The sequence below is a fragment of the Mesorhizobium sp. M5C.F.Ca.ET.164.01.1.1 genome, assembly GCF_004792125.1.
Classification (GTDB): Bacteria; Pseudomonadota; Alphaproteobacteria; order Rhizobiales; family Rhizobiaceae; genus Mesorhizobium; species Mesorhizobium wenxiniae.
Genome location: NZ_SRTG01000058.1, coordinates 1 through 667 on the forward strand (window position 1 = coordinate 1; position 667 = coordinate 667).

The window sequence follows — 667 nt, forward strand, 5'->3', positions numbered from 1 at the left end:
TCGACGACATTCTCGACGCGACAGCGGATACCGCGACGCTGGGCAAGACCCCCGGCAAGGACGCGGCGGCGCAGAAGCCGACCTGCGCGTCGATCATGGGGCTGCAGGCAGCGCGCCAGTTCGCGCTTGATCTGTTGCGCGACGCCGGGGAGGCCATCGCCCTGCTGGGGCCGCGTGCGGAACGATTGGCGCAGATGCTGCAGCGGGCCAACGCGTATCTGTTGAAGCACGCGCCATGCGCGTGAGCGCCCGTCCGAATGGAATCGCCCCTGTGCCGCTGCGATCGGCCGGCGGCAATGGTGCATGCTGCACTGTTTCCGAGTCCGGGGTGCCGATCGCAGCGGTTGCCCAGCACGGCCGCGGCGCACGCGGCGCGCTGCGCCAAGCCTATGCGTCGGACCGGCCCCAGCATCGGGGCGCGTCGTCGGGCCGGAGCAGGGCGGCCGTCCGGCGCTCCATGCGCCAGACCGCGACGGGCCTGCGGCGACGTGCGCGGCGTCGGCCCGATCCTGGTTCTCCTCAGCCGTCTGCAGAAGGAACATCCCACGTGAACGCGCTGTCCGAACAGATCCTTTCCGAATTGCGCCACCTGCTGAGCGAGATGAGCGACGGCGGCAGCGTCGGTCCGTCCGTCTATGACACGGCGCGAGCTCTGCAGTTCCACGGC

General features: G+C 70.3%; 1 pseudogene. It reads left to right on the forward strand.

Annotated elements, in window-relative coordinates:
• Window positions 1–245: pseudogene (locus EN807_RS32380) on the forward strand (polyprenyl synthetase family protein); the annotation flags it as partial.
• Window positions 246–667: the final 422 nt, after the last annotated feature.